We start from the raw sequence: 24,834 nt of genomic DNA on the forward strand, positions 1-24,834 counted from the left end.
GTTCTTGTTTGTTATGCACGGTAGGACGGGTGCCAGAAGGTGACGGCCCGTTCGATAAGTGTAATCAGTCCGTAGGATAGCGATCCGGCGAGCGCCGCAACGAAAATTTCGGCCCACACCATATCGACATTCATGCGGCCAACCTCGGCCGATATGCGAAAGCCCATGCCGACGATGGGCGAGCCGAAGAATTCGGCAACGATAGCGCCGATCAACGCAAGGGTCGAATTGATCTTCAACGCATTGAAAATGAAAGGCATCGCCGCGGGCAGGCGCAGCTTGACGAGGGTCTGCCAATAATTGGAGCCATAGGTGCGCATCAGGTCGCGTTCCATCGCGCCAGAGGCGGCGAGACCCGCGACAGTATTCACGAGCATTGGAAAGAACGTCATGATGACGACGACCGCAGCCTTCGATTGCCAATAGGACCCGAACCACATGACCATGATCGGCGCGATGCCAACAACGGGAAGGGCGGCGACCAGATTGCCGATCGGCAAAAGCCCCTTGCGCAGGAAGGGCACGCGATCGACGATGATGGCGGCAATGAACCCGGAGCCGCAGCCGATGGCATAGCCGGCGATCGCGGCCTTGAGGAATGTCTGCTGGAAGTCTGCCCATAGGGTCGGGACGGAGCCAGCAATGCGCCCTGCGATCATGGAGGGCGGCGGCAGCAGAATGGTCGGGACGCCGAAGCCGCGCACCACGATCTCCCAGAGGATCAGCAGCCAGGCGCCGAAGAGCACCGGCAGCGCGAGATTGACGAAACGTTGCGCACCGGCAGATTTGAGGCGTAGCGCCGCAAGTCGCTGGACGGCGAGCCAGGCAAGCAGCCAGGCGGACACCACCATGCAGCCATAGCCAATCGCCGGACCGCTTATCGTGAACGAGCCGAGGAGCGCGATGAGGCATGCCGCCGCGATATGGACGAGGATCAGCAAGGCAACCAGTGAGGTTAGAGACGGGACCACGAAGAGCCCAACCGCTGCTGTTGCGAAGAGGATGGCGGGTGCTACGAAGAAAAGGGCGCCCGGACCATCCGCGCCGGTCGGCAGTACCAGCGATGCAGCCGCAAGCAGGAAGGCGAGAATGGCGAGAGGCGACCGCTTCATGTCCGCACCCCGATTGTGGAACATGGTTGCGGGTTCGCCCCCCACCCCGCCGCTGCGCGGCGACCCTCCCCACGTCGGGGGAGGGTAAGAACGGCGGCGAGCGTTGGTCGGTCTTTTTTTTCGTCCGCGTGTAAGTCCACGCCCTCCATTGGGAAGTAAGGCCGCAGCCCCACCCTCCCCCGGCGTGGGGAGGGTCGGATCGGAGATCCGGGGTGGGGGAAAAGGCCCAACCAACAATCAACCGCCGATCGCTGCAGAGCCCCCCACTGCGCCGCTGCGCGACGACCCTCCGCGCGATGGGGCAGGATGAAAGCGGTGCCGCGCAACGATCCAATGCTTGTCCTGCCCAGTCTCATGCCCGCACCCCCATGCGCCGGTTGACCAGGGTTGCAATCAGGCCGATCAGGCTGACAAGCACTGCTGCCATCAGCGCCGCCGCAATCAATGCTGCCCATATTTGCACCGTTTGCCCGTAATAGGAGCCGGCGAGGAGCCTTGCGCCGATACCGGCGACAGCCCCCGTTGGCAACTCGCCGACGATCGCCCCAACAAGGCTGATGGCGACGGCGATCTTCATGGAGGTGAATAGATAGGGCATCGAAGCCGGCCAGCGCAGCTTCCAGAACACCTGCATTTTCGAGGCGTTATAGGTGCGCATCAGGTCGAGGTGCATGATCTCCGGCGAGCGCAAACCCTTCACCATGCCGACAGCGACGGGAAAGAACGAGAGGTAAGTCGAGATCATCGCCTTGGGCAGCAGGCCGGTAATGTTGACCGCATTGAGAACCACAATGATCATCGGCGCAATTGCGAGAATTGGCACGGTCTGCGAGGTGATGATCCACGGCATCAGGCTCTTGTCGAGGGTCCGCGAGTGGACGATGGCGATGGCCAGCAGGATGCCAAGCAGCGTGCCGAGCGCGAAGCCGAGCAGGGTCGAAGAAAGCGTAATCCAGCCATGGTAGACGAGGCTGCGCTTCGAGGTCGGACTGATGTCGAAGACGGTCTTGCGTATTTCCGCCGCCACCTGATGCGGCGCGGGCAGCACGGGCCGCTCCTGCGCCATGGTATTGGCGATGAGTTGCTGCGTCGAAAGGGTCGTATTGGCACGCGCCGCCTGATCGCGCTCGAATGGCGCATTGAGAATGACTGCGAATACGTACCAGAGCACCAGAATGGCGAAGAGGACCGTCGAGACCGGAATGACACTGTTGCGGATGAAATTCATGGCGTAGCTCTCACCCCGTCCTCACGGCAGACATAGAGGATATCGGGAAGCTGCTCCTCGTTGTCGCCCTCCGTGCGCCGCACTTCCGTAAATCCTTCGTGCTTGTAGAACGCCTGGGCTGCCCGGTTGGCGACGAAGGTCCAGAGCTGCACGGGACCTGTCGCCTCACGCTTGGCGCGGTCGAGCAGTGCCTTGCCGACGCCCTGCCGGCGCGCATCCGCGTGGACATAGAGCGCGCTCACCATGTTGTCCGGCGCCAGCGCAACCATGCCGGCGATTTGTTCGTCGCGGTCGGCCACGAAAACCTCGAAGCGTTCGAAAACCGTATCCCGATAGAATTCGGCCACCTCATCAGGCGAATGCACGCGCGGCATCCAGTCGGTCGCATCGATCCATGTGTTGACGATATCCGCGCAGGCCGACATGTCGCGCAATCTGGCCGCCCGGATGATCATCAGGCGAGCCTCGTCATAGATGCGCCTCGTCGTAGGAATGGCCATGGCGCAGCCCCTCCCGTACCCGGTGGGCAATCTCGAGGAATTTCGGCGTCTCGCGAATGTCGAGCGTACGCTCGCTGCCGAGGTCGCAATCGATTATCTCATGGATCCGGCCGGGGCGCGGGCTCATGACGACGATCTTCGTCGAGAGGAACACTGCCTCGGGAATCGAATGGGTAACGAAGATGACGGTCTTCTGCGTCTTCGCCCACAGCTTGAGAAGCTCCTCGTTGAGGTGGTCGCGGACGATTTCGTCGAGCGCGCCGAAGGGTTCGTCCATCAAAAGCAGATGCGGATCGAAAGACAGGGCGCGGGCGATGGAAGCGCGCTGCTGCATGCCGCCCGATAATTGCCAGGGAAACTTCTTCTCAAAGCCGGATAAATTCACGAGGTCGAGATTCTTGGCGATACGCTGCCTGCGCTCCTCGCGCGGCACGCCCATCACTTCCAGCGGCAACGAAACATTGCCGCCGATGGTGCGCCAGGGATAAAGCGCCGCCGCCTGGAATACATAGCCATAGGCGCGCTTCTGGCGGGCTTCTGAAGGCGACATGCCATTGACGGTTATGCTGCCCGATGTCGGCTGCTCAAGATCGGCGATTACACGCAGAAGCGTGGTCTTGCCGCAGCCGGACGGACCGATGAAGGACACGAACTCGCCGGCATTGACCGTAAGATCGATATGGGAGAGCGCATTTACGGGGCCGTCATTGGTCTCGAAGACCAGCGACAGGTCCTTGACGTCAATGACATTCTTGGGTGCCGCTTCGGACATCGTCTTCGCCTTGGGCCTAAGGGCGACGACTGTCATCAGACGCCCGCCGGAATGTTCTTCGGATCGCGATCCACCTTACGCGGCGCCATCAACTCCTTCCAAGTGGAAAGTGCGCGGTTGGCAGGCGGGTTGGCCTCGCGCTCGACGAAACGGCCGCTGCCCGTCGGGGCGACAACTTCGCCGTCCTTGTAGGCGATGCGCCCGCGCGACAGGGTCATGCGCGGCAGACCCGTGACCTCGAAGCCCTCGAACACATTGTAATCGATGGCGGACTTCTGCGACGTGGCGGAAATGACTTTGCTGGCCTCGGGATCCCAGATGACGATGTCCGCGTCGGAACCGGGAAGGATTGCGCCCTTGCGCGGATAAATGTTGAGAATCTGCGCAATATTGGTCGAGGTGACGGCGACGAACTCGTTGGGTGTCAGCCGGCCGGTGCGGACGCCGCGCGTCCACAACACGGGCATGCGATCCTCAAGCCCGCCGGTACCGTTCGGAATCTTGGTGAAATCGCCGACGCCAAAACGCTTCTGCTCGGTGGTGAAGGCGCAATGATCGGTCGCAACGACCTGCAGGCTGCCTGATGCGAGCCCGGCCCAGAGCCCGTTCTGGTTGATCTTGTCGCGGAACGGCGGCGACATGACGCGCCGCGCCGCATAGTCCCAATCCTCGTTCTTGTACTCGCTTTCATCAAGGACGAGATGCTGGATGAGGGGTTCGCCGTAGACACGCATGCCCTTCTGGCGGGCGCGGCGAATGGCTTCGTGTGCCTGCTCACAGGAGACGTGGACGATATATAGCGGAACACCAGCCTGGTCTGCGATCATGATGGCCCGGTTGGCTGCCTCGCCTTCGACTTCCGGCGGGCGCGAATAGGCATGCGCCTCGGGTCCGTTGTTGCCTTCTGCCAGGAGCTTCTGCTGGAGCTGGGCGACGACGTCGCCATTCTCGGCGTGGACCAGCGGCATAGCGCCGATCTCGGCGCAGCGCGTGAACGAGGCAAACATCTCGTCATCGTCCACCATCAGCGCGCCCTTATAGGCCATGAAGTGTTTGAAGGTATTGATGCCGCGCTCGACCACCTTCGGCATTTCATCGAAAACCTGCTTGTTCCAGCCCGTGATCGCCATGTGGAAGGAATAGTCGGTGCGCGCCTTGCCCGCCTTCTGGAACCAGTCCTGCAGGGCGGCGAGCAGTCCATCGGCCCCGGGCAGAACGAAATCGACCACCATCGTTGTGCCGCCAGCAAGCGCCGCCGCCGTGCCGGTGTCGAAATCATCGGAGGAATGGGTTCCCATGAACGGCATTTCGAGGTGGGTGTGCGGGTCAATGCCGCCCGGCATCAGATAGCAACCGGTGGCGTCGATAACCTCATCGCCCGAAAGGTCAGTCCCCATCGCCGCGATGGTATCGCCATCGATCAGCACATCCGCCTTGTAGGTGCGATCCGCGGCGATGATGGTACCGCCCTTGATCACTTTCGTCGCCATGTGTCCGTTCCCCTTTTTGGTTTTTTCCGAACAATCCTGCCTGGATCTTACAAATCACCCTCATGCGAAACCCCGTTGGCCGTTTTGTTCGCGGGATAGAAACGCAGGATTTCACATCGAGCCGAATAATGTCCTTCAAGCGCTGCCAGGATTGTATCCAGCACCTGCCGGCGCTCGGTCAGGATTTCGTGATTCCAGAACCGGAGCAGTGAGTAGCCTTTAGCGTTCAGCCACTGCGTGCGTTTGTGGTCATGCAGGCTATCGGCAGGCTGAGCGCCATCCAGTTCGACAATAAGCCGCCTAGCGCGGCAAACAAAGTCGCAGACGTAGGGTCCCACTGGGACCTGCCGCGAGAACTTGTACCCGTTCAGCAGCCGGTTGCGCAGGTCGCTCCACAAGCGAAATTCGGGCTCTGTTTCGCTCCGCCGAAGAAATCTCGCCTTTTGAGTGGCACCGGGCCGGCGTTTGTTGACCGGGCCGGATGAGGGGGGCAGCACCGACAAAATCATGGTTTAGCTGACAACCTCCGCCGTCTCCAGCACCGCATGCAGCAGCACGTCGGCGCCGGCTGTCGCCCACTCCTTCTTGATGTCCTCGTCCTCGTTGTGGCTGAGACCGTCGACGCAAGGGCACATGACCATGGCCGTCGGCGCCACGCGGTTGATCCAGCAAGCATCGTGGCCAGCGCCCGAGACGATGTTGCGATGGCTGTAGCCGAGCCGCTCGGCGGCGTTGCGCACCGCCGTCACGCAGCCGGCGTCGAATGCGACCGGATCGAAATGGCCTTCTTCCGCGATCTCTATGCCCAGGCCGAGCTCCTTGGCGATCCCGGCTGCTTTCGCCTCGATTTCCGCCTTCATGGCGTTAAGCGTGGCAATATTGGGCGAGCGGATATCGACGGTAAAGACGACTTTTCCCGGGATCACGTTGCGCGAGTTCGGATAGACGTCGACATGACCGATAGCACCGACGGCGCTCGGCTGGTGCGCCATTGCGACCTCATGGACAAGCTCGGTGATGCGCGCCATGCCGAGCCCGGCATTCTTGCGCATAGGCATGGGCGTCGAGCCGGTATGGCTTTCCTTGCCGGTCAGGGTAATCTGCAGCCACCACAGGCCCTGCCCGTGGGTGACGACGCCGATGTCCTTGCCCTCGGCCTCCAGGATCGGACCCTGCTCGATGTGCAATTCGAACAGCGCATGCATCTTGCGCCCGCCGACCTTCTCGTCGCCCTTCCAGCCGATCCGCTCCAGCTCGTCGCCGAATTTCTTGCCCTTGGCATCCTCGCGCTGATAGGCCCAATCCTGGTCGAGCACGCCGGCAAAGACCCCGGACGCCAGCATGGCAGGAGCGAAGCGCGTGCCTTCCTCGTTGGTCCAGTTGACGACGACAATCGGGTGCTTGGTCCGGATATTGAGATCGTTCAGCGTGCGGACGAGTTCGAGCCCGCCAAGCACGCCGAGAACGCCATCGAACTTGCCGCCCGTCGGCTGCGTGTCTAGATGACTGCCGACATAGACAGGCAGAGCGTCGGTGTCAGTTCCCGGGCGCATGAAGAACATGTTGCCCATCGTATCGACACCCATCGACAGGCCGGCTTTTTCGCACCACCCCTGGAACAGGCGCCGGCCTTCGCCGTCCTCATCTGTCAGGGTCTGGCGGTTGTTGCCGCCGCGCAGGCCCGGCCCAATCTTTGCCATTTCCATCAGGCTGTCCCAGAGACGGTCGCCATTGATCCTGAGATTTCCAGTGAGCGTCATCGGGCGTGCCTCTATGCGAGATTTTTCAGAACGTCGGCCAGCGTATCGAAGAGGTGTTCGATCTGCCCCTTGCTGATGATCAGCGGCGGCGACAGGGCGATGATATCGCCGGTCGTGCGGATGAGCAGGCCTTTTTCGTAGGAATCGAGGAACGCCTGGAAGGCGCGCTTCGTCGGCGCGCCGTCGATCGGCTCGAGTTCGACGGCGCCGATCAATCCGAGATTGCGGATATCGACGACATGCGGCAGGCCTTTCAAGGCATGCAGCGCGTCGCCCCAGTAATCGGCAAGATCAGCCGCGCGCGTCATCAGGCCCTCGTCCTCATAGGTATCGAGGGTTGCGAGCGCAGCGGCGCAGGCGACGGGGTGGCCGGAATAGGTGTAGCCGTGGAAAAGCTCGATCATGTTTTCCGGGCCCGTCATGAAGGCCTCGTAAATTTGCCGCGTGGCAAAGACCGCGCCCATCGGGATGACACCGCTGGTGATGCCTTTCGCAGTTGTGACGAGATCCGGAATGACGCCGAAATAATCCACGGCAAAGGGCGCACCGAGCCGGCCGAAACCGGTAATGACCTCGTCGAAAATCAGAAGAATATCGTGCTTGGTGCAGATTTCACGCAGGCGCTTCAGGTATCCCTTTGGCGGTATCAGGACGCCGGTTGAGCCAGCCACCGGCTCGACAATGACCGCGGCGATATTGGAGGCATCGTGAAGCGCGATGACCCGTTCGAGATCATCGGCGAATTCGACGCCATATTCGGGCTCGCCGCGCGTAAACGCATTGCGTGCCGGATCATGCGTGTGGCGAATATGATCGATGCCGCCGAGCGCATTGCCGAACGTCTTGCGATTGCCCGATATGCCGCCGACGGAAATGCCGCCGAAGCCGACGCCATGATAGCCGCGTTCGCGGCCGATAAGCTTGACCTTCGTGCCGTTGCCCTTGGCGCGGTGATAGGCGATTGCGATCTTGAGCGCAGTATCGACCGCCTCAGAACCCGAATTGGTGAAAAACACATGGTCGATCGGCGACGGCAGCATGGCCGCGAGGCGTGCTGCAAGCTCGAAAACCTTGGGATGGCCCATCTGGAAGGCGGGCGCGTAGTCGAGTTCTGCAACCTGCTTCTGCACCGCTTCGACAATCTTCGGCCGGGCGTGACCGGCATTGCAGCACCAGAGGCCCGCGGTGCCGTCGAGAATCTCGCGGCCGTCATGCGATTTGAAATGCATGTCCTTGGCACTGACGAGCAGACGCGGGTCCTGCTTGAACTGGCGGTTTGCCGTGAACGGCATCCAGAACGCGTCGAGATTATTGGTCCCCATTGCCGCCTTGGACATGTGACTCGCCTCCTGATCGCAGATGGCCCGTTTGGGGCCGATTGTTTTTTGTTCCCGGATGACTGTGCGTCTGGCACAATCAAAAACTTGACTAGTTGGTCAAAATGCAGGCTAGAAGAGCATAGGAAAGCGGTCAAGCGCTTTGTCGGTTTTTCCGGCCGTGGCGGCCGGCAACAGAACTGTCATCTTGTCGCGGTCTGAAAGGAGAGCGGGTGCATGGGGAGAGCGGCCAAAACCAGCGCAGGCGCGGTTCCTGAAAAGACGACGCGCATACAGGAAATCAATCGCCGCCTCATCCTCGACGCCGCGCTCGACGCTTTTTCCACCTATGGCTTTCGCGGCACCACGATCGACCAGATTGCCGAGAAAGCCGGCATGTCGAAACCGAACCTCCTCTATTATTTTCCACGCAAGCAGAACATCTATGTGACCCTTCTCGAAGAGACGCTGGCGGAGTGGCTGGCACCGCTCGCCGATATCGATCCTGACGGCGATCCGATCGAGCAATTGCGCAAGTATATCACGCTCAAGATCAGTATGTCGGAGAGCCATCCGGCGGCGTCGCGGCTGTTTGCCAACGAAGTGTTGCATGGCGCGCCGGCGATCAGCGAGTTTCTGACCACGCATCTTAAGCCGCTCGTCGACGAGAAGGCGACAGTCATTCGCCGTTGGGTCGGCGAAGGCAAGCTTGCCCCGGTCGATCCCTACCACCTGATCTTCATGATCTGGGCGACCACGCAGCACTACGCTGATTTCGATGTCCAGGTCCGGGCGATCATGGGCAGCCAGGTCGGCCGTCCGGGCTTTCGCGAACAGACGGCGCAGGCGGTGCTCAGCATCATCCTCAATGGGATAAAGCCGCGGGGATAGCTCCCTACTCCGCGGCGACCTTTGCCATCGGGTTGTTCGGATGGGTCGTCCAGTTGGCATAGTCCGGCCTGATCGGCTGCTTCGTGCGCGGATCGACGCCTGCCGTCATCGGCACCATGCTGATGCAATTGTCGACCGGGCAAACATTGACGCAGAGATTGCAGCCGACGCACTCTTCATCGATCACTTCGAAGTGCCGCGCCCCATCGACCATGGAGGTGATGGCCTGGTGTGAGGTATCCTCGCAGGCGATGTAGCAGCGGCCGCACTTGATGCAGAGGTCCTGGTCGATCCGCGCCTTGGTGATGTAGTTGAGGTTGAGGTACTGCCAGTCCGATACGTTCGGGACCGCAAGGCCGCGGAAATCCTCGATCGTCTTGAAGCCGCGCGAATCCATCCAGTCGGAAAGACCGGAGATCATCTCCTGCACGATCTTGAAGCCATAGGTCATGGCCGCCGTGCATACCTGCACATTGCCGCAACCGAGGGCAATATATTCCGCCGCGTCGCGCCAGGTGGTTATGCCGCCGATGCCGGAAATGGGCAGGCCCCGGGTTTCGCCATCGCGGGCAATCTCCGCCACCATGTTGAGCGCAATCGGCTTTACCGCCGGGCCGCAGTAACCGCCATGCGAGCCGCGCCCGTCGATGGACGGGACCGGGGCGAAATTATCGAGATCGACGGAGACGATGGAATTGATCGTATTGATCAACGATACGGCATCCGTTCCACCCGCATTCGCCGCGCGCGCCGGCTTGCGGATATCAGCAATATTTGGGGTCAGCTTGGTGATAACCGGCATGCGGGTGTACTGCTTGCACCAGCGCACGACCATTTCGATATATTCCGGCACCTGGCCGACGGCAGATCCCATGCCGCGCTCGGACATGCCATGCGGGCAGCCGAAATTCAGCTCGATGCCATCAGCGCCCGTTGCTTCGACTAGCGGCAGGATCGCCTTCCACGCCTGCTCTTCGCACGGCACCATGATCGACGCGATCAAGGCGCGATCGGGCCACTTCTTTTTCACCTCTGTCATTTCGCGGAGATTTACTTCAAGCGGACGGTCCGTGATGAGCTCAATATTGTTGAAGCCCAGCAGTCGGCGATCCGGCCCGTGTATGGCGCCATAGCGCGGGCCATTGACATTGACGACCGGCGGGCCCTCCTCACCTAGGGTCTTCCAGACGACGCCGCCCCAGCCGGCCTTGAAGGCGCGCTCCACATTATAGGCCTTGTCGGTCGGTGGGGCCGAAGCCAGCCAGAACGGATTGGGCGATTTGATGCCGAGGAAATTCGTCGATAGATCAGCCATGTCGATCTCCTTCAGCCCGCCACGTGGCGTGGGTGACTGGATTTATGCGTACTGTCGGTCGCCTTGGCATTGTCGGCCATGACGGCCTCGACAAACCCCGTGACCTTTTCCGGCTTCTGCATCAAGGCGCGATGAATGGATTCGGCGGCAATCTTGCCGTCCTGCACCGCCGCAACGGTCAGATCCTCACCATCGGCAACGCAGTCGCCGCCGGCCCAGATCCCCGGGATCGAGGTTCTGCCTTCCTCGTCAACACTGATACGGCCGCGCGAAAGCGCAATGCCTGCCTCTGCCAGAAGGGTGGCGGCCGGAGCCTGGCCGATAGCCTTGAAAATCTGGTCGCTGGCGAGCGTGATGCTTTCGCCTGTCACGCTGAGACGGCCATCCGTGATGGCGGTGTAATCCAGGGTAATGCCGCAGACTTCGCCATGTTCGTTGCGAGTAAGTTCTCGGGGCTGCAGCCAATGGCGGATGATGACCCCGTTCTTCAGCGCCAGTTCCTGTTCGAAGGCGCTGGCATTCATATGCTCCGGGCCGCGGCGGTAAGCGATAATGACATTTTCGGCGCCAAGCAGTTTGGTCTGCACGGCGACGTCGATAGCCGTCATGCCGCCGCCAATGACGACCACGTCGCGACCGACGGCAATTTCCGAAAGGTCGTCGCTCTGGCGCAGCACTGAGATGTAGTCGACCGCGTCGATACAGCCGGCCGCATCTTCGCCTTCGAGCCCGAGTTCGTTGACGGACGGCAGGCCGATGCCGAGAAAGACGGCATCGAAGCCCGCATGCAATGCATCGAGGCTTACATCGCGTCCAAGCGCCTTATCGTTCTGAATGGTAATGCCGCCGATCTCGAGGATGAAATCGAGTTCCTTCTGGGCAAAATCATCCGGTGTCTTATAGGCGGCGATACCATATTCGTTCAGACCGCCGGCCTTGGGTCGGGCCTCGAAGATCGTCACGTCATGGCCGCGCATCGCCAGGCGATGCGCTGCAGACAACCCTGCCGGTCCTGCCCCGACTACCGCCACGGATTTGCCGGACGGTTCTGCGCGCTGGAAGGGATGTTTACCGTTCGCCATCAGGTGGTCGGTCGCATAACGCTGCAACAGGCCGATCTTGACCGGCTTGCCTTCAGCGATTTCACGCACGCAGGCCTGCTCGCAAAGGGTTTCGGTCGGGCAGACGCGGGCGCACATTCCACCGAGAATATTCTCCGATAAAATGGTCTTGGCCGATCCGGTCGGATTGTCGGCGTTGATCTCGCGGATGAAGAGCGGAATGTCGATGCCGGTCGGGCACGCATTCATGCAAGGAGCGTCGTAGCAAAAATAGCAGCGATCAGATTCAACGAAAGCCTCGTGCCGTGTCAGAGGCGGATGGAGGTCGGAAAAGACATCCGGATAGTCTTCGGCTGGAAGACGTCCGGTCCTGACGTCACGGATTGCAGAATCGATCGATCCCATAAAATCGCATCTCCTCTTTCCGGCCGCGTCCGGTTCCCAGGGTTCGCTGCCATTTTCGTGGGCCGGTTCGTCCGGCTCCTCTAAGGGAAGAATGCCATATTTTGACAGAAGGTCAAATTTTTTATCAAACGGTCAATATTTTTCCGAGCAGACTGCAACCAACGGCCGTCTACGTCGAGACAGGCGTTGGAATGTTGCGGAGAAGGCTATTCGGCGGCGAGGCGGGGTCGAGAATCGACTTCGAGCAGTTCGCGGTTTAGACGCGCCTCTTCCTCGATCTTCGGCTTGGAGAAGCCCGCGAGCAGGAGATAGGCGACCGGCGTCAGGAACAGCGTCGAAGCGGTGGCGAGACCCAGCCCGCCGACAATCACCCAGCCGAGCGCGATGCGCGCTTCAGCGCCGGCGCCGCTGGCAAGGACGAGCGGAACGCCGCCGAGGATCGCGCAGAGCATCGTCATCACGACGGGACGCAAGCGGATGTTTGACGCCTCTTCGATGGCCTCGCGCACGCCTTTGCCCTGGTCGCGCAGATGATTGGCGAACTCGACGATAAGAATACCGTTCTTGGCCATGATACCGACGAGCAGCACCAGGCCGATCTGGCTGTAGACGTTCATGCTGGTGCCCGTCATCACCATGGCGAAGACGGCACAGGCAAGACCGAGCGGCACCGTCGCCATGACGATGATGGCGCTGATGAAGCCTTCGAACTGCGCTGCAAGCACAAGCAGGATTATCAAGAGGGCGAAGCCAAAGGTCACCATCATGCTTGCCGAATTTTCGCCGAGCGTCGCCGCTTCAGCAAGCGGAATGAGACGGTAGCCGGGCGGCAGCAACGGCGCAGCCACCTGTTGCGCCACCTTATAGGCATCGCCGAGGGCAAAATCCGCACGCAGTCCGGCGGTGACCGCAACCGAACGCATCTGCTGTTCACGGGTAAGTGCAGGCGGGACTGCCACCTCGGTGAGCTTGGCGATTGTCGACATGGGCACGAAACGACCATCGCCGGTGCGCAGGAAGACGTTCTCCAGATCGGTCGGATCGTTGATCGGGTTGATGGTCGCGACGAGCTTCACGTCGAAGCTGCGATCTTCGATATAGACCGAGCCGACCTTGTAGCCATCAAGGACCGACTGCAGCGCTTCCGCCAGCCCGCTGATGTCGATGCGAAGATCGGAGGCGCGCTCGCGGTCGATCGATACGGCGAGTTGGGGCTGCGTCGGCTCGTTGGTCAGGCGCGGCCGGTCGAAGCGAGGGTCTTTCTCCAGTTCGGAGACGATCTTCGCCGCGGTGGTCCCAAGGTCCGAATAGCTGCTGCCGACGACGGCAAATTGCAGACCATTGCCTGCCCCGCGAATGCCAAGCGAATTGGGCTGCGCCGCAAAGACCTGGATGCCGGGAATATCGCGCACAAGGCGCGAAACGTCGGCGACGATTTCCTGCTGGCTGCGGTGGCGTTCCTTCCACTTGGCAAGGCTCAGCACCATGAAACCGCGATTGGTGTTGCCGTTCTGCCCGGCGATGGAGAAGGTGTTCTCGATCTCGCCGGCATCGCGCAACGGCTGGATCAGCGCCTCGATCTTGCGCATTTCATCGCCGAGATATTCGAGGCTCACGCCCTGCGGTGCGGTTATGCGCAGGAAGGCTGCGGCCCGATCCTCGGTGGGTGTCAGTTCCTGCTTGAGCAGCGAAAATGCGCCGAAGGCGGCGCCGGCAAACAGGACCGAGACAATGACGACGATCCACGGGGCGGCGAGGCAGGCATGCAGCATGCGCGCATAGAGGCCGCCAAACCAGCTGCCAATGCGGCCGACAACACCGGGCGCGTGGGCAACTTCCTCATGCCGCCGCTCGCTGGCGCTCAAGAGCCGCGAAGCAAGCATGGGGCAAAGCGTCAGGGCGACGACGGCCGAGAGCAGTACGCAGATGGCGAGCACGAAGCCGAACTCGCGGAAAAGCCCGCCTGTCTGCCCGGGGAGGAAGGAAAGCGGCACGAACACTGCCGCCAAGGTCACCGTGGTGGTGATGACGGCAAAGAACACTTCCTGCGTGCCGAGCACCGCCGCGGCGCGCGGCCCCATGCCCTGGTTGCGGCGGCGAACGATATTTTCAAGGACAACAATGGCATCGTCCACGACGAGGCCGGTTGCGAGAACGAGAGCGAGCAGCGTCAGAATGTTGATGGAGAAACCAGCGAGATAGATCGCCGAGATCGTGCCGATCAGCGCAACAGGCATGCTGACTGCCGGTATCAAGGTCGCCTTGAAATCCCAAAGGAAGAGATAGATGATCAGGATGATGATGAGGACAGACGCGCCAAGCGCGATCTCGACCTCGTGCACGGCGCCGTTGATGAAGTCGGCATCATCGCTGGTCACCCGAATGTCGACGCCCTTCGGCAGCGTCTTTTGCAGTTCCTCCACTGCGGCGCGCACGCCCTTCGAGATGTCGAGCGTGTTCGACTGCGCCTGACGAATAATGCCAAGGCCGATCCCGGTCTTGCCGTTGGCGCGCAGCGACGAGGTGCCGATATCGGGCCCAAGCGTGACGGTGGCGACATCGCGGATGCGCGTCTGGTTCTTGATGATGATGTTCTCGAAATCTTCGGGCGTCGTCACCGGCGCCTGCGCACGCACGACAATGCTCTGGTCATTGCTGTTGAGCTGGCCTGCCGGCGTGTCGAAGGCCATGGTGTTCAGCGCGTTGCGGATATCGGCGATGTTCATGCCGAGACCGGAAAGCTTGCCCTGGTCGATATCGATGCGGAAAATCTTGCTGCGGTTGCCGTTGATCTGAACATCGGCGACGCCGGGAACCGAGGCCAGCACGTCTTCGATCTGGTCTTCGACGAGTACCGTCATGTCCTCCACCGCCATTGTGTCGGACGTGACCGCGAGGCGCATGACAGCGTCGGAATTGGCATCCGCCTTGACGATGCGCGGCGGGTCGGCTTCGTCGGGCAGCGTGTTGGAGATGCGGCTGATCGCATCGCGCATATCGGCGGCGGCGACATTGAGGTCGACATTGTCGTTGAACTCGACCGTCACGCGGCTATTGCCGAAGGACGAGCTCGACGAAATGGACTTGACGCCCGAGACGCGGGAAACAGCGCCTTCGATGGCGGATGTCAGTTCGCGATCGACTGTTTCTGCTGCCGCAGAGGTGAAATCCGTACTGACGGTCACCACAGGACGGTCGACGTCGGGCAGTTCACGGACATCGACGCCGTAAAACGCCGCCAGTCCGGCAACGACGATCAGGGCGTTCAACACCAGCGACAGGACCGGACGGCGAATGAAAAGGGCGGTAAAGTCGGCCTGGCCTTTCGAGCTGCTCATGGCGCTGCCTCAGCCCTGTTCGCCGACGGAAGCCAAGGGACTTGCCTGGTCAGGAGCGGGCTGGCCCTGAATTTGGACGAGACCGTCCTGCCGCACCGACTGCACGCCTTCGGCGACGATCTGGTCGCCCGGCTTGATATCGGCGTCGACGAGTACGTTGGTGGTGTTGCGCTGGACGATCCGCACCGGCACCCGGGATGCCTTGTTTTCGACAATGCGCCAGACATAGGCGCCATCCGTCCCCCACTGGATCGCCAGCGGATCCACCGTCGGATAGGTCTCGCCCGGAAAACCGAGCGACACCTGGAATGCCATGCCCTCGCGGAGCGTATCCTTCGGGTTGGTGATCTTCGCCTGGACATGAAGCGTACGGCTCGTCGGATCGACCCGGTTGTCGATGGCACTGACTGCGCCCTTGAAGGATTCTCCAGGGCGGGCAATCGAGCTTGCCGAAACCTCGGCACCAATGGTCACGGCCGGCGCAAACCGTTCGGGTACCCAGAAATCGACAAGGAGTTCCGACCGGTCGTCGATGGAGGCAACCTGCGTGGTGGTGACGACGTAGTTGCCGGCATTGATCGGGAAGATGCCGACGGTGCCGCCGATCGGCGCCCTGATGGCGCGGCGATCCAAGGCAAGTTCGGCTTCGCGCAGGTTCAGCCTTGCATTTTCAACGACGAGTTCGGCGTCGGATACCTGGACCGCCGAGACGGTGTTGGTCGTCGAGAGATTCTGGGCGCGCTTCAGCTTGGTCTCGGCATCCTTGAGGGCCGTTCGCGCCTTGTCTGCCAGGATGCTTTCCGATTCGGAATCGAGCCGGGCAATGACGTCGCCATTCTGCACGTGGCTGCCGGAGGTAACGAGTATTTCGGTAAGACGGCCGGCGGCATAGGGCGTGACGGAGACGGAGCTCTTGGCCTTGCCCGTTCCGATCGCCGTCAGCCGGTCATTGATCTTCGCATCGGCGGCCGCACGAACCGTGACGAGCGGCAAGGGCTGTCCGCTGCGCTTCTGCTTTTGGCCGCCGGCCGGCGCGGTCGCCGCCGTGGTTGCGCCGCGATCGATGCCGGCCTTCTTCAGGAAATCACTTGCGCCAGGAAAGAGGTACAGCCAGCCTGCCCCGGCAGCACCAAGGATTACCAAAGCCAGAGCCAGTTGTTTCCAAACCTTCATACGTCACTCCAAAACGCCGGTCCCGCGTCAAAGCAGAGCCAGCGCCTAAATTGATTATACCTCAACGCGTCATCGAGCGCGAACAGGCGAATGTGGAGCGAAAGATAGGGTGCTTTGCCTGAACCGTTAATGACAATTCGGTGAGGTTACAAATATTTAATGGAAGAGCCGCTTCGCTGAATTTAGCCAGCTCCGCTTGAAGGCGGATAGTTGCCGTGCAACATGGCTGGCGGAATATTCGGAAGGAGAGCGGCCATATGGCGACCAAGACCGACATCGCACGGCGTGTGTTCAACCACACATGGAAGCTCGATCCCATCGTCCGCAGCCTGCTCGACACGGATTTCTACAAGCTTCTGATGCTGCAGATGATCTGGGGGCTCTATCCCAAGGTCGATGCCACCTTCACCCTGATCAACCGGACGACGCGGGTCCGGCTTGCCGATGAAATCGACGAGCAGGAACTCCGGGCCCAGCTCGACCACGCGCGGACGGTGCGCTTCAGCAAGAAGGAAATGATCTGGCTCGGCGGTAATACGTTCTACGGCAAGCGGCAGATATTCGAGCCGGATTTCCTCGAATGGCTGACGAATTTCCAATTGCCCGAATATGAGCTTACGCGGCAGGACGGGCAATACGTCCTGAATTTCTATGGGCCGTGGATGTATACGACGATGTGGGAGATCCCGGCGCTGACGATCATCAACGAGTTGCGCTCGCGCGCCGCCATGAAACAGATGGGGCGCTTCGAACTCGACGTCACTTATGCCCGCGCCAAGGCCAAGATGTGGTCGAAGGTCGAACGCCTGCGCGCGCTCCCCGATATCCGGATTTCCGATTTCGGCACGCGGCGGCGCCACTCGTTTTTATGGCAGCGCTGGTGCGTCGAGGCGCTGAAGGAGGGGATCGGCCCTGCTTTCACCGGTACGAGCAATGTTCTGATGGCGATGGACAATGATCTCGAGGCTCTCGGCACCAATGCCCACGAGTTGCCGATGGTGCTTGCGGCGCTCAGCACGACGAGGGCGGAGCTGCTCAAATCACCCTACAAGGTCCTGCAGGACTGGAACCGCTATTATGGTGGCAACCTGCTGATTGTGCTCCCCGATGCATTCGGCACGGCCGCCTTCCTGCGCGATGCGCCTGACTGGGTGGCTGACTGGACTGGATTTCGCCCCGACAGCGCGCCCCCGGTCGAGGGCGGCGAAAAGATCCTCGCCTGGTGGCGGTCGAAGGGAAAGGACCCGCGCCAGAAACTGCTGGTCTTCTCCGATGGTCTCGATGTCGATACGATCGAGGAGACCTATCACCATTTTCGCGGCAAGGTGCGCATGAGCTTTGGCTGGGGCACCAACCTCACCAATGATTTCGAGGATTGCGCGCCGCGCTACAATGACCGGCTCAACGCCATCTCGCTGGTTTGCAAGGTCAGCGAAACCAATGGTCGGCCGGCGGTCAAGCTTTCCGACAACCCGAAGAAAGCGACGGGCGATCCGGCGGAGATAAAGCGCTATCTGGAAGTGTTTGGGGCGGAGGATCGCGTGGAACAGGCCGTCAAGGTCTGAACCACGCTTATCCAATTTTTACTGCAGCATTACTGTGCGCAGTTCATGTTCCTGGGCGCCGACGAGGACATTGTCGCGCTCATCGGAGAGGACGATCGGATCGCCATTGGCGCCAAAGAGGGCCCAGAGCTCGACACCCGGCGTCATCGGCGGCAGCGCCGGAAAGCTGTGGGCGAGCTCGTCGGTCTTGACCTTGCGCATATAGGCGACCTGTCCGGCGCCAAGCCGTGCAAATTCAAGATCCGAGAACGGGCTTTTGTGAACAGTGTTTTGCATGTCAGCCTCCATATTCGGACAGTCTATTTCGAAGCCCTGTCCTGTTAGAGCTACGGTCAGTCCTCTACCGCAATGTTTATGCGCTTAACCAACCGTTCGGGTTCCGGCCGATCGAGGTCGATCGACAACAACCCATTCTTCAGCGAGGCGGCGCTTACGCGCATTCCATCGGCAAGTACGAAAATCCGCTGGAACTGGCGCGCGGCGATACCACGATGCAGATATTCCCGTTCGCCTTCATCGGCCTGCCTGCCGCGAATGACCAGCTGGTTGTCCTCCGTCGTGACTTCGAGGTCTTCGTTGGAGAAACCGGCCACTGCCAGAACGATGCGAAGCTGTTCGCGGTCGTTCGCGCCGCGTATGCGCTCGATATTGTAGGGTGGATAGCCGTCGCCGGATTTCGCTATGCGCTCCAGCGTCTTTTCCATCGAGTCAAAACCAAGCAGCAAGGGGCTTGAAAATGGCGTCATTCGTGTCATTGGTGCAGTCCTTGATAAAAGCGACCTAAAAGCGAAACCCGTGTTCGACAGCATTTCGCCTTTGCCAAATGATATGGTCGATCGAATCACGGAGTTCAAGAGAGGGCCGGATCCAGGTCGCGAGAAAGTAGGAAATGACGCGTAAAATCATAATCGATACCGACCCCGGCCAAGACGATGCCCTTGCCATCCTTCTAGCCTTTTCCAGCCCCGAACTTGACGTGCTTGGCATAACCGCAGTCGCCGGAAACGTGCCGCTGGCGCTGACTGAGCTCAATGCGCGCAAGATCTGCGAACTCGCTGGCCGCCCCGATGCGAAAGTCTTTGCCGGGGCGGATCGGCCGCTGCTGCGCCCCCTGATCACCGCCGAACATGTTCATGGCAAGACCGGACTTGACGGGCCCGACCTGCCGGTGCCGACTATGCCGCTCCAAGCGCAGCACGCGGTCGATTTCATCATCGAGACATTGCGCTGCGAGGAGCCAGGCAGCGTCACGCTCTGCGCGCTCGGCCCGCTCACAAACGTGGCGCAGGTCCTCATCAGGGCGCCGGAACTTGCTCCGCGCATCCGCGAGATCGTGCTCATGGGCGGGGGCTTCTTCGAAGGCGGCAATATAACGCCGACTGCCGAGTTCAATATCCACGTCGATCCCCACGCGGCGCAGATCGTGCTGCAATCCGGCGTTCCCGTCACGATCCTGCCGCTCGATGTGACGCACAAGGCGCTTTCGACGGCAAAGCGGGTCGACCGCTTCCGCAATATGGGAACGCGCGCCGGCGATGCTTGCGTCGAGCTCCTCGAATTCTTCGAGCGATTCGACGAGGAAAAATATGGAAGCGACGGCGGGCCGCTGCATGACCCGAATGTGATCGCCTATCTGCTCAAGCCGGAACTTTATGGAGGCCGCACCTGCAATGTGACGGTGGAGACAGCCAATGAGCTGACGCTCGGCATGACCGTGGTCGACTGGTGGGGCGTTACCGACCGGCCAAACAATGCTTACTACATCCGTGACGTCGATGATGAAGGCTTCTTCGACCTTTTGATCGAGCGCATAGGACGTATTTCCTGACGCTCCGATGGCGGCCGTTGACGGCCGCCATTTCATCACAAAAAGTTGAGCCGGCGTAAACCATGGCTCAGTAATTTCCGGACAGAATCCTCCCAAAAGTGTAGTGTCCTTTGACGGACAGCAGCCAAGTTGGGGGATGAGATGCTGACGCGACGCTTATTCTTGACCGGTGTTCTTGCAGCGGCGGCAGCGCCGCAGGCAGCACTTGCGAAGCCAGCCCGCAAACCATTCGTCATCAACCCGGTCTTCCAGCCGCAATATGTTTCCTTCGATTCGTCCTATGCGCCGGGCACGGTCGTCATCGACCCGCGCAGCCGTTTTCTCTATCTGGTCGAGGACGGGTTTACAGCGCGGCGCTACGGTGTCGGCGTCGGCCGGGCCGGACGCGCCTTCCACGGCAGCGCCAAGATCGGGCGCAAGGAAGTGTGGCCCAGGTGGGTACCGACCCAGGGCATGATCAGCCGCCAGCCGAACAAATATGCGCGCTACGCCGGCGGCGTGTCGGGGGGACCCCACAATCCGCTCGGCGCGCGGGCGCTCTACCTCTACCGAAACGGCCGCGACACCTATTATCGCATCCACGGCACGACGGAGCCGTGGAGCATTGGCCGCGCCGTTTCCAATGGCTGCATCCGCATGATCAACGCGCATGTGATGGATCTATATGCGCGGGTGCCGCTCGGCGCACGCGTCGTTGTGATCTAGAAGCTAGGCCGCGACGCTAGCACGCTGCGTGTCCGGTGCGAGCGTGACTTCAAGTCCGTTGAGTTCCGGCGTCATGATCAGCTGGCAGGACAGGCGCGAATTATCCTCGACGTGGAAAGTCACGTCGAGTTGGTCGATTTCCTCATCCTGTGGCTCGTAAAGCTTTTCCGTCCAATCCTCGCCGACATAGACATGGCAAGTGCCGCAGGCGCAGGCGCCGCCGCACTCGGCCTTGATGTCCAGTCCCCAATCGCGAATGACCTCCATCACACGAAAGCCTTCGAGGGCCTCGAGCGTATGGCGTTTGCCGTGCTGATCGGTGACGTGGATATAGAGGGCGTCGTCGCTCATCAGTCCTATGCTGCCTTCAGCTTCTTCTGCAGGGAGGTGGATGATGTCGTATACTGGAAGATGATACGCTCGCCAGGCGATACGATCCGCTTTGCCGCCTGTGACATGAGCGCGGCCTCGTGGAAGCCCGACAGGATGAGCTTCAACTTGCCGGGATAGGTATTGATGTCGCCAATGGCGAAGATGCCGGGTTCGGAGGTCTCGAATTTCTCCGTGTCGACCGCAATCAGGTTCTGATCAAGATTGAGGCCCCAATCGGCGATCGGGCCGAGCTTCATGGTGAGGCCGAAGAACGGCAGCAGGCGGCCAGCTTGCAGATGCTCGTCGCCCTCGGCGCCCTTGATGACAACCTTGGACAGTTGCCCGTCGGCGCCCTCTAGATTGCTGACCTGGCCCATACGGAACCTTACGCGGCCTTCCTTCTCCAGTGCCCACATCTTGTTGACGCTGTCGGGCGCGGCGCGGAATTCCGGGCGGCGATGCACGAGTGTTACCGATTTCGCCACAGGCTCGAGGTTAAGGGTCCAGTCGAGCGCCGAGTCGCCGCCGCCGACGATGACGACGTCATGGCCGCGGAAAGCTTCGATCTTGCGAACCGCATAGTGGACGCTCGTTCCCTCATAATGCTCGATATGCGGCACGGGCGGACGCTTCGGCTGGAACGACCCGCCGCCGGCGGCAATGACGATGACCTTGGTGATGAACACCTCGTCCGCATCGGTTTCGACGCGGAAGCGGCCGTCTTCAAGCCTGGTCAGCGCGGTTACCATGGTCGAGAAATGGAACTGCGGGTCAAAGGGCGCAATCTGCTTCAAGAGATTATCGGTCAAGGCCTGACCGGTCACCTCGGGCAGGCCCGGAATGTCATAGATCGGCTTTTCAGGATAGAGCTCGGCGCACTGACCACCCGGCCGGTCGAGGATGTCGATGACATGGGCGCGAAGATCGAGCAGGCCGAGTTCGAACACAGCAAAAAGGCCCACGGGACCCGCGCCAACAATAACCACATCTGTTTCAATCGTGTCGGACATAAGTGCTTTCCAGGTGATGTCGTGAAGGGGTTCAGGCGACCGGGAGGCGGCGCCAGCTATAGGTTCCGGGGGCGGTATGCGATCCTCTGCCAGGCTGGTAATAGACCGGCGCATCGTGAAGGTTGTGATCGGCAAGCCGCTCCAGCGTGACCGCATGCGACACCTTCAGCGTATCGAAACCGGTCCGCAACATATAGGCGACCTGATCGATCAGGACATCACCCGCCGCGCGCAGCTCGCCTTTGAAGTGACGCTGATTTTTCAGCATTTCAGCCTTCGAGTAGGAGCGCCCGTCATTGAAGGCGGGAAATTCGAGGGCGATCAGCGGAATTCGGTCGAGCAAGCCCAGCAGCGGCTCGATGTTCTCGCCGGGCGCCACGGATACGCCGATGCGCCGGTTCGTTGCAAAACGCACATCGTCCTCAAGACCAAGCCAGACGGCGAGCGGCAAGATGACCGCCGGCGCGTCGCCGGCCTCATCCAAAGACGGAGCCGTGATATAGGGATCTTCGCGAAATCCTTCGCGGCCCCAGAGCTCGCCAGCGGGCTTTTCGGAAATGTCGCTCATAAATTCGAATCCGTCAGTGAAATATTGCTCAACTGGTCGGTAAGGCCAGTCAGGTGAATACCGCATTCGGTCTTGTCCGACCCGGCCCAGCGCCCGGCCCGGTCGTCATCGCCGTCCTTGACCGGCGACGTGCAAGGCATGCAGCCAATCGAACGGTAGCCTTCGGCAACCAGCGGATGCGGCGGCAATTCATGCGCGCCCATATAGGCCTTGAGGTCGGCCGAGGTCCAGTGGGCCAGCGGATTGATACGGACGCGCGAGCCGACCGACTCGAAGATTGCCAGGCTGGAGCGTGTCGAGGCCTGGAACTGCTTGCGGCCCGTCATCCAGGCGCGATAGGGCGCAACCGCGCGCGCCATCGGCTCGACCTTGCGGATATAGCAGCAGCGGTCCTTGTTGGTCATGGACAGCGCGCCAAAGGGATCTTCATCCTTCAGGCTCTGCTTGAGCGGGTGAATGTCATGCACGTCAGTCAAGCCAAGCTCGCTGACCAGCTGGTCGCGATAGCGCAAAGTTGCGGGAAAATGCTTGCCTGTCTCCAGAAAAAGCACCGGCGTTGCCCGATCGATCTGCGCGATCATGTGAAGCAATACCGAGGATTCCGCCCCGAACGACGAGACAACAGCGATCTCCTCATTGAAGAGGTGGTCGATGGCTAGTTCGATGACATCCAGCGGCTCGAGATTGCCGTACCGGGCTTCGAGCGAGCGTGCTTCATCCGCCACCGTTTGCTCGTTGAACTCAAGCAGCATTTGCAGCCTCGCTATAGAGCGCATCCTTGAACGGCGCGGCTCCCACACGACGGTAGGCGGCAAGGAACGTTTCCTCCTTGTCGCTGCGGATTTCAAGATAACGGTCGACAATGGTCTCGACCGCATCGACGATCTCTTCGGACGAGAAGCCGCGGCCGGTAATATCGCCGATGGTGCAGATCTCGTCGCCCGAGCCGCCCAGCGAAATCTGATAGAGCTCCTCGCCCTTCTTCTCGACGCCGAGAATGCCGATGTGGCCAACATGGTGGTGGCCACAGGCGTTGATGCAGCCCGAGATCTTGATCTTGAGCTCGCCGATATCCGCCTGGCGATCCGGCTGGCCGAAGCGCTCGGAAATGCGCTGAGCCACCGGGATCGAGCGGGCATTGGCGAGGGCGCAATAGTCGAGGCCGGGGCACGCGATGATATCGGTAATGAGCCCGGCATTGGCCGTTGCAAGGCCGTCGGTCAAAAGCAGGTCATAGACGATGCGCAGATCGGCGATCGCAACATGCGGAAGAACAAGGTTCTGCTCGTGGCTGACGCGGATCTCGTCTTGCGAAAACTTCTCGGCAATATCGGCGACGAGGTCCATCTGCGCGTCGGTTGCATCGCCCGGAATTCCGCCGATGGGCTTCAGCGAGATGGTTACGACGCCGTAATCCGGGTTCTTGTGCGGCGTGACGTTCTGATCCACCCATGTCGCGAAGGCGTGATCTGCCTTGCGCGCGGCGGCAAGGCCCGACCACCCTTCCGGGCGCTGCGGCAGGTTGGGCGCACGGAAATAGCTGTCGATTGCATCGACGTCCTGCTGCGGCAGCTTGAGGTCGCTATCCTTGAGCACCTGCCACTCGGTCTCGACCTGGCGGGTCAATTCCTCAGTCCCGGTCTCATGCACCAGAATCTTGATGCGGGCCTTGTATTTGTTGTCGCGGCGGCCGTTGAGATTGTAAACGCGCATGATCGCGGTCGTATACGTCAGGAGATCCTCCACCGGGAGGAAATCCCTGATTTTCTTGGCCACCATTGGTGTGCGGCCCTGCCCGCCGCCGACATAGACTGCAAAGCCAAGGTCGCCGGCTTCGTTCTTCTTTAGATGGAGGCCGATGTCGTGCACCTGGATGGCGGCGCGATCGCGCTCGGCTCCTGTCACCGCGATCTTGAACTTGCGCGGCAGGTACGAAAACTCGGGGTGCATCGACGACCACTGACGCAGGATCTCCGCATAGGGACGCGGATCGGCGACCTCGTCAGCCGCCGCACCGGCGAAATGGTCCGCCGTCACGTTGCGAATGCAATTGCCCGAGGTCTGCAGCGCGTGCATCTCGACCGATGCCAGTTCATCGAGAACCTTGGGCATGTCTTTCAGTGCCGGCCAATTGTACTGCAGGTTCTGCCGCGTCGTGAAATGACCGTAGCCGCGATCGTAATGGCGGGCGATATGGGCGAGCTTGCGCATCTGGCGGCTCGACAGAGTGCCATAGGGAATGGCGACGCGCAGCATATAGGCATGCAGCTGCAGATAGACGCCGTTCATCAGCCGCAGCGGCCGGAACTGGTCCTCGGTCAATTCGCCGGCGAGACGGCGCTCCACCTGATCCTTGAATTGGTCCACGCGGGCAGAAACGAATGCGTGGTCAAACTCGTCATAACGATACATGAATGCGAACCTT

Annotated in this window: 23 protein-coding genes; 4 read left to right on the top strand and 19 right to left on the bottom strand. The window is 60.8% G+C overall.

Annotated features, from left to right (window positions below; all coding sequences use genetic code 11):
* Window positions 1–11: 11 nt before the first annotated feature.
* The 8 genes from BM074_RS06245 to BM074_RS06280 form a co-directional block, all read right to left on the bottom strand.
* On the bottom strand, window positions 12–1,112 hold the full coding sequence (locus BM074_RS06245) for an ABC transporter permease (RefSeq protein ID WP_091921508.1): 1,101 nt from the start codon (window positions 1,110–1,112) through the stop codon (window positions 12–14).
* A gap of 352 nt (window positions 1,113–1,464) precedes the next feature.
* The gene (locus BM074_RS06250) at window positions 1,465–2,340 is read right to left on the bottom strand and encodes an ABC transporter permease (RefSeq protein ID WP_091920531.1); all 876 of its coding nucleotides are present in this window, start codon (window positions 2,338–2,340) and stop codon (window positions 1,465–1,467) included.
* Window positions 2,337–2,840, bottom strand: a complete 504-nt coding sequence (locus BM074_RS06255) for a GNAT family N-acetyltransferase (RefSeq protein ID WP_244532740.1) — start codon at window positions 2,838–2,840, stop codon at window positions 2,337–2,339. Before BM074_RS06255 ends, BM074_RS06250 begins: the two co-directional genes overlap by 4 nt.
* Complete coding sequence (locus BM074_RS06260) at window positions 2,809–3,648, bottom strand: ABC transporter ATP-binding protein (RefSeq protein ID WP_081815795.1); 840 nt, start codon at window positions 3,646–3,648, stop codon at window positions 2,809–2,811. The genes BM074_RS06255 and BM074_RS06260 overlap by 32 nt, the downstream gene beginning before the upstream one ends.
* Entirely contained in the window at window positions 3,648–5,102 is a 1,455-nt protein-coding gene (gene hydA, locus BM074_RS06265) for a dihydropyrimidinase (RefSeq protein WP_091920532.1), read from the bottom strand. The genes BM074_RS06260 and hydA overlap by 1 nt, the downstream gene beginning before the upstream one ends.
* A gap of 47 nt (window positions 5,103–5,149) precedes the next feature.
* On the bottom strand, window positions 5,150–5,611 hold the full coding sequence (locus BM074_RS06270) for an endonuclease domain-containing protein (RefSeq protein ID WP_091920533.1): 462 nt from the start codon (window positions 5,609–5,611) through the stop codon (window positions 5,150–5,152).
* Window positions 5,612–5,614: 3 nt separating this feature from the next.
* Window positions 5,615–6,862 (bottom strand): Zn-dependent hydrolase, encoded by a 1,248-nt coding sequence (locus BM074_RS06275; protein ID WP_091920534.1) that lies wholly within the window; start codon window positions 6,860–6,862, stop codon window positions 5,615–5,617.
* An 11-nt stretch (window positions 6,863–6,873) separates the two neighbouring features.
* Complete coding sequence (locus BM074_RS06280) at window positions 6,874–8,199, bottom strand: omega-aminotransferase AptA (protein ID WP_091920535.1); 1,326 nt, start codon at window positions 8,197–8,199, stop codon at window positions 6,874–6,876.
* A gap of 216 nt (window positions 8,200–8,415) precedes the next feature.
* On the opposite strand from BM074_RS06280, the gene rutR reads away from it, so the two are divergent.
* The gene (gene rutR / locus BM074_RS06285; RefSeq protein WP_091920537.1) at window positions 8,416–9,069 is read left to right on the top strand and encodes an HTH-type transcriptional regulator RutR; all 654 of its coding nucleotides are present in this window, start codon (window positions 8,416–8,418) and stop codon (window positions 9,067–9,069) included.
* A gap of 4 nt (window positions 9,070–9,073) precedes the next feature.
* Here rutR and preA read toward each other — a convergent pair whose 3' ends face one another.
* From preA to BM074_RS06305, 4 genes are all read right to left on the bottom strand, one after another.
* Window positions 9,074–10,384, bottom strand: coding sequence for an NAD-dependent dihydropyrimidine dehydrogenase subunit PreA (gene preA / locus BM074_RS06290; RefSeq protein ID WP_091920538.1), 1,311 nt, complete (start codon window positions 10,382–10,384; stop codon window positions 9,074–9,076).
* Window positions 10,385–10,395: 11 nt separating this feature from the next.
* Entirely contained in the window at window positions 10,396–11,850 is a 1,455-nt protein-coding gene (locus BM074_RS06295) for an NAD(P)-dependent oxidoreductase (RefSeq protein WP_091920540.1), read from the bottom strand.
* 206 nt (window positions 11,851–12,056) lie between these two features.
* Window positions 12,057–15,188 carry an efflux RND transporter permease subunit gene (locus tag BM074_RS06300; protein ID WP_091920542.1) on the bottom strand — a complete coding sequence of 1,044 codons (3,132 nt, stop codon included), beginning with the start codon at window positions 15,186–15,188 and terminating at the stop codon, window positions 12,057–12,059.
* 9 nt (window positions 15,189–15,197) lie between these two features.
* Window positions 15,198–16,361, bottom strand: coding sequence for an efflux RND transporter periplasmic adaptor subunit (locus BM074_RS06305; RefSeq protein WP_091920543.1), 1,164 nt, complete (start codon window positions 16,359–16,361; stop codon window positions 15,198–15,200).
* A 257-nt stretch (window positions 16,362–16,618) separates the two neighbouring features.
* On the opposite strand from BM074_RS06305, the gene pncB reads away from it, so the two are divergent.
* Window positions 16,619–17,926, top strand: a complete 1,308-nt coding sequence (gene pncB, locus BM074_RS06310; protein ID WP_091920545.1) for a nicotinate phosphoribosyltransferase — start codon at window positions 16,619–16,621, stop codon at window positions 17,924–17,926.
* An 18-nt stretch (window positions 17,927–17,944) separates the two neighbouring features.
* On the opposite strand, the gene BM074_RS06315 is transcribed toward pncB, so the two are convergent.
* Window positions 17,945–18,202: a BQ00720 family protein gene (locus tag BM074_RS06315; protein WP_051614838.1), complete on the bottom strand. Its 258-nt coding sequence runs from the start codon at window positions 18,200–18,202 to the stop codon at window positions 17,945–17,947.
* Between the two features lie 56 nt (window positions 18,203–18,258).
* On the bottom strand, window positions 18,259–18,681 hold the full coding sequence (locus BM074_RS06320) for an Hsp20 family protein (protein WP_027230792.1): 423 nt from the start codon (window positions 18,679–18,681) through the stop codon (window positions 18,259–18,261).
* A 134-nt stretch (window positions 18,682–18,815) separates the two neighbouring features.
* Between BM074_RS06320 and BM074_RS06325 the strand changes: the two genes are divergently transcribed.
* Both BM074_RS06325 and BM074_RS06330 read left to right on the top strand, forming a co-directional pair.
* Window positions 18,816–19,754 (top strand): nucleoside hydrolase, encoded by a 939-nt coding sequence (locus tag BM074_RS06325; RefSeq protein ID WP_091920547.1) that lies wholly within the window; start codon window positions 18,816–18,818, stop codon window positions 19,752–19,754.
* Between the two features lie 141 nt (window positions 19,755–19,895).
* Window positions 19,896–20,459: a L,D-transpeptidase gene (locus BM074_RS06330; protein ID WP_174208292.1), complete on the top strand. Its 564-nt coding sequence runs from the start codon at window positions 19,896–19,898 to the stop codon at window positions 20,457–20,459.
* A 3-nt stretch (window positions 20,460–20,462) separates the two neighbouring features.
* Here BM074_RS06330 and BM074_RS06335 read toward each other — a convergent pair whose 3' ends face one another.
* From BM074_RS06335 to BM074_RS06355, 5 genes are read right to left on the bottom strand one after another with little or no spacing between them, the layout of a single operon-like run.
* Window positions 20,463–20,810: a 2Fe-2S iron-sulfur cluster-binding protein gene (locus BM074_RS06335; protein ID WP_027230795.1), complete on the bottom strand. Its 348-nt coding sequence runs from the start codon at window positions 20,808–20,810 to the stop codon at window positions 20,463–20,465.
* A 5-nt stretch (window positions 20,811–20,815) separates the two neighbouring features.
* The gene (locus BM074_RS06340; protein ID WP_091920549.1) at window positions 20,816–21,841 is read right to left on the bottom strand and encodes an NAD(P)/FAD-dependent oxidoreductase; all 1,026 of its coding nucleotides are present in this window, start codon (window positions 21,839–21,841) and stop codon (window positions 20,816–20,818) included.
* Between the two features lie 31 nt (window positions 21,842–21,872).
* Window positions 21,873–22,409, bottom strand: coding sequence for a DUF934 domain-containing protein (locus BM074_RS06345; RefSeq protein ID WP_091920550.1), 537 nt, complete (start codon window positions 22,407–22,409; stop codon window positions 21,873–21,875).
* On the bottom strand, window positions 22,406–23,161 hold the full coding sequence (locus tag BM074_RS06350; protein ID WP_091920552.1) for a phosphoadenylyl-sulfate reductase: 756 nt from the start codon (window positions 23,159–23,161) through the stop codon (window positions 22,406–22,408). Before BM074_RS06350 ends, BM074_RS06345 begins: the two co-directional genes overlap by 4 nt.
* Window positions 23,151–24,821, bottom strand: a complete 1,671-nt coding sequence (locus tag BM074_RS06355) for a nitrite/sulfite reductase (protein WP_091920554.1) — start codon at window positions 24,819–24,821, stop codon at window positions 23,151–23,153. The genes BM074_RS06350 and BM074_RS06355 overlap by 11 nt, the downstream gene beginning before the upstream one ends.
* Window positions 24,822–24,834: the final 13 nt, after the last annotated feature.

The organism is Phyllobacterium sp. CL33Tsu, assembly GCF_900113985.1.
Classification (GTDB): Bacteria; Pseudomonadota; Alphaproteobacteria; order Rhizobiales; family Rhizobiaceae; genus Phyllobacterium; species Phyllobacterium pellucidum.

What these genes read in the sequence shown, in the direction of transcription:
- BM074_RS06355 (WP_091920554.1), bottom strand. Translation starts at nt 24,821, where the DNA reads ATGTATCGTTATGACGAGTTTGACCACGCATTCGTTTCTGCCCGCGTG.
- BM074_RS06270 (WP_091920533.1), bottom strand. Translation starts at nt 5,611, where the DNA reads ATGATTTTGTCGGTGCTGCCCCCCTCATCCGGCCCGGTCAACAAACGC.
- BM074_RS06250 (WP_091920531.1), bottom strand. Translation starts at nt 2,340, where the DNA reads ATGAATTTCATCCGCAACAGTGTCATTCCGGTCTCGACGGTCCTCTTC.
- BM074_RS06300 (WP_091920542.1), bottom strand. Translation starts at nt 15,188, where the DNA reads ATGAGCAGCTCGAAAGGCCAGGCCGACTTTACCGCCCTTTTCATTCGC.
- BM074_RS06295 (WP_091920540.1), bottom strand. Translation starts at nt 11,850, where the DNA reads ATGGGATCGATCGATTCTGCAATCCGTGACGTCAGGACCGGACGTCTT.
- BM074_RS06260 (WP_081815795.1), bottom strand. Translation starts at nt 3,648, where the DNA reads ATGACAGTCGTCGCCCTTAGGCCCAAGGCGAAGACGATGTCCGAAGCG.
- BM074_RS06340 (WP_091920549.1), bottom strand. Translation starts at nt 21,841, where the DNA reads ATGTCCGACACGATTGAAACAGATGTGGTTATTGTTGGCGCGGGTCCC.
- BM074_RS06330 (WP_174208292.1), top strand. Translation starts at nt 19,896, where the DNA reads ATGCTGACGCGACGCTTATTCTTGACCGGTGTTCTTGCAGCGGCGGCA.
- BM074_RS06280 (WP_091920535.1), bottom strand. Translation starts at nt 8,199, where the DNA reads ATGTCCAAGGCGGCAATGGGGACCAATAATCTCGACGCGTTCTGGATG.
- BM074_RS06320 (WP_027230792.1), bottom strand. Translation starts at nt 18,681, where the DNA reads ATGACACGAATGACGCCATTTTCAAGCCCCTTGCTGCTTGGTTTTGAC.
- rutR (WP_091920537.1), top strand. Translation starts at nt 8,416, where the DNA reads ATGGGGAGAGCGGCCAAAACCAGCGCAGGCGCGGTTCCTGAAAAGACG.
- BM074_RS06305 (WP_091920543.1), bottom strand. Translation starts at nt 16,361, where the DNA reads ATGAAGGTTTGGAAACAACTGGCTCTGGCTTTGGTAATCCTTGGTGCT.
- BM074_RS06255 (WP_244532740.1), bottom strand. Translation starts at nt 2,840, where the DNA reads ATGGCCATTCCTACGACGAGGCGCATCTATGACGAGGCTCGCCTGATG.
- BM074_RS06315 (WP_051614838.1), bottom strand. Translation starts at nt 18,202, where the DNA reads ATGCAAAACACTGTTCACAAAAGCCCGTTCTCGGATCTTGAATTTGCA.
- BM074_RS06245 (WP_091921508.1), bottom strand. Translation starts at nt 1,112, where the DNA reads ATGAAGCGGTCGCCTCTCGCCATTCTCGCCTTCCTGCTTGCGGCTGCA.
- pncB (WP_091920545.1), top strand. Translation starts at nt 16,619, where the DNA reads ATGGCGACCAAGACCGACATCGCACGGCGTGTGTTCAACCACACATGG.
- BM074_RS06335 (WP_027230795.1), bottom strand. Translation starts at nt 20,810, where the DNA reads ATGAGCGACGACGCCCTCTATATCCACGTCACCGATCAGCACGGCAAA.
- hydA (WP_091920532.1), bottom strand. Translation starts at nt 5,102, where the DNA reads ATGGCGACGAAAGTGATCAAGGGCGGTACCATCATCGCCGCGGATCGC.
- preA (WP_091920538.1), bottom strand. Translation starts at nt 10,384, where the DNA reads ATGGCTGATCTATCGACGAATTTCCTCGGCATCAAATCGCCCAATCCG.
- BM074_RS06325 (WP_091920547.1), top strand. Translation starts at nt 18,816, where the DNA reads ATGACGCGTAAAATCATAATCGATACCGACCCCGGCCAAGACGATGCC.
- BM074_RS06350 (WP_091920552.1), bottom strand. Translation starts at nt 23,161, where the DNA reads ATGCTGCTTGAGTTCAACGAGCAAACGGTGGCGGATGAAGCACGCTCG.
- BM074_RS06275 (WP_091920534.1), bottom strand. Translation starts at nt 6,862, where the DNA reads ATGACGCTCACTGGAAATCTCAGGATCAATGGCGACCGTCTCTGGGAC.
- BM074_RS06345 (WP_091920550.1), bottom strand. Translation starts at nt 22,409, where the DNA reads ATGAGCGACATTTCCGAAAAGCCCGCTGGCGAGCTCTGGGGCCGCGAA.